Here is a 2274-nt window from a genome sequence, read left to right on the forward strand (position 1 = left end):
CCGTACGGAACCCCGTTAATAAATAGGCTGGATGAAATAAATACAAATAGGCCGTCTGAAATTATTCAGACGGCCTTTGTTTCCAGATGGTTTAATAGGTAAAGTTCTTATCAAACAAATATTAAACTAATGGAATCGTTGCTAATAATGTTTCAACATTTTGTTCGGTTGCCGTAGCCACTTCTTCAAGGCTGATATGCCGTAATTCTGCTGTTATTTCCGCAATTTGTCGTACATTAGCCGGCGTATTCAAAGTATTTTTTAGCATAAACGGGCTGTCTGTTTCCAAAACCATATCTTTTAACGGCAGGTTTTGTGCCGCTTGGCGGGCTTTTTTGGCAGTAGGGTTGAGTAATAACGAACCGATGCCGATTTTAAAACCATTTTTGATTAATAATTGTGCTTCTTCCAAACTACCCGAAAAAGCATGGGCAATACCGCCTTGGCTAAACCGGCTTTGCTTTACCGCTTCAACAATAGCCGAAGTTGCTTTCAAATTATGAACAATCACCGGGCGGTGTAAACGTTCGGCCAATACCAATTGGCGGCAAAAGTAGTCAATTTGTTTTTCACGTTGTTTCGTCGTTTGTGCCTTATCATAAAAATCCAAACCGATTTCACCAACCCACGCTTGCGGATATTGTTTCAGTAATGATTCCAAATGGTGAAAATCTTGCTCGGATGCCGACTCGGCAAACCAAGGATGAATGCCTAAAGCAATATGTACCGACGGTATTTTTGTCAGTGAGATTACTGCTTGAAAATCATCCGAACAGGTTGCCGGTACAATAAAACGGCGGACTCCTTGGGATTCTGCAGTTTTTAATATATCCGGCAAATGATTGCTGAATGCCGGATCGGCAAGGTGGCAATGGGTATCGGTAAGTTTGAGCATATGCGGAAAAGCTTGGGTTTGTGGATAACATTTAGTGCAAATATTATTATGATTTTTGAAATATGTTGCTTATTAAATTGTGTTCTTTTTAATTTAAATAATCTATATATCTTAACTGAATATTGTAATGAATATAACAGACATAAAATTAAATTAGAAAATACTTCTTTAGGAATAAAAAAGTATAGTTTAATTGTGTTAAATTGTAATAATATATACTTTTTTATGTGATTTTATTTTACTGAGACTAACAAAAGGATAAAAAATGCCCAAATTTAAAGTTATAGCGGGAGATGTTAATAAAGGTTTTTGTAATTACAATTCAAAAGGCATGTATTTAAATAAAAAAGAATATGTTCCATTTATTGATGTAATGTCACTAGAGGAAACAGATCGTGGAATTGAAATTACACTATTTGATGGACGTCGTATTTTGGTTGAAGGAGGGTTGTTATTAGGTAAAGCTTTTGCTAAAACAGTCAAAATTGCATTGTTTAATGAATCTAAAGATATAAATATTAGACAAAATCAATATGAACAAAGAAAATTATTAGATACAAAAGTCAAACCCCCATTAACGACTGGTAAAATTTTACTATTTTTTCTTGTAGTATTTATAGGGCTTATTATTGTAATAATGATAGGTAGTCGCATTGACAATTCAAATAATAATACTTATGTATCTAATAAGAGTGAAATTGAACAAGCTAAATTAAAAGTTTCTAAAGAAATACTAACTTTTAAATATACTAAGCAGGATTATCCAAAACTTTATAAAAGATGGGGAGATACTGCGATGTTAAAAATTAATGAACTAATACCTAAAATAGCACTACATGTTGCCCATGAAAAAACTTGTGATAAAGTTGAAGTAGTAGATTTATCTGATAAAAGAAGCCAGCCAAAAGATAATATTGTATTTTATGCGGATTGTGCTAACAATAAAAGGTTTTATGTATCAGAAGCTGATTTGATTAATGATAAATCTATTTCAGCAGAACAAGATAAAGAAATTGATAAACTTCTTGCTGTTAATCAATGTGATACTGCAATAAAAATGCTATTACAAAATCCAAATACATTTGAACAACATATTATGGATACGGATGTATCAGCTATTTTTAATGGAAACATTATCGTTCATAGAGGATTTTCAGCCAAAAATAGTTTAGGTATGAAAATTGATTATCATGCTAGATGTACTTTGGATAGTAATTATAAAATTGATCCTGAATTTGTTCGTATTGAACAGAAATAACTTAATTTTCTTAATTCAATAAATTTTTATTCGAATACAGATAAGGCCGTCTGAAAAGTTGGACGGCCTTTTAAAATCCTGTATTAAACACTTAATTATTTATTAACGGGGTTCCGTACGA

The 2274-nt window shown here is 32.3% G+C and carries 2 protein-coding genes; one reads left to right on the top strand and one right to left on the bottom strand.

All coding sequences use genetic code 11. The features are described 5' to 3' along the window. Nucleotides 1-121 precede the first annotated feature (121 nt). Nucleotides 122-895, bottom strand: a complete 774-nt coding sequence (locus NXS09_RS10745; protein WP_259292508.1) for a TatD family hydrolase — start codon at nucleotides 893-895, stop codon at nucleotides 122-124. A 265-nt stretch (nucleotides 896-1160) separates the two neighbouring features. On the opposite strand from NXS09_RS10745, the gene NXS09_RS10750 reads away from it, so the two are divergent. Beyond that, nucleotides 1161-2153, top strand: coding sequence for a hypothetical protein (locus tag NXS09_RS10750; RefSeq protein WP_259292509.1), 993 nt, complete (start codon nucleotides 1161-1163; stop codon nucleotides 2151-2153). The last annotated feature ends 121 nt before the right edge of the window (nucleotides 2154-2274 follow it).

This window comes from Neisseria montereyensis (assembly GCF_024834045.1).
Classification (GTDB): domain Bacteria; phylum Pseudomonadota; class Gammaproteobacteria; order Burkholderiales; family Neisseriaceae; genus Neisseria; species Neisseria montereyensis.

Bases quoted from the DNA above. Each gene is read 5' to 3' on its own strand.
- NXS09_RS10745 (WP_259292508.1), bottom strand. From the start codon at position 895: ATGCTCAAACTTACCGATACCCATTGCCACCTTGCCGATCCGGCATTC.
- NXS09_RS10750 (WP_259292509.1), top strand. From the start codon at position 1,161: ATGCCCAAATTTAAAGTTATAGCGGGAGATGTTAATAAAGGTTTTTGT.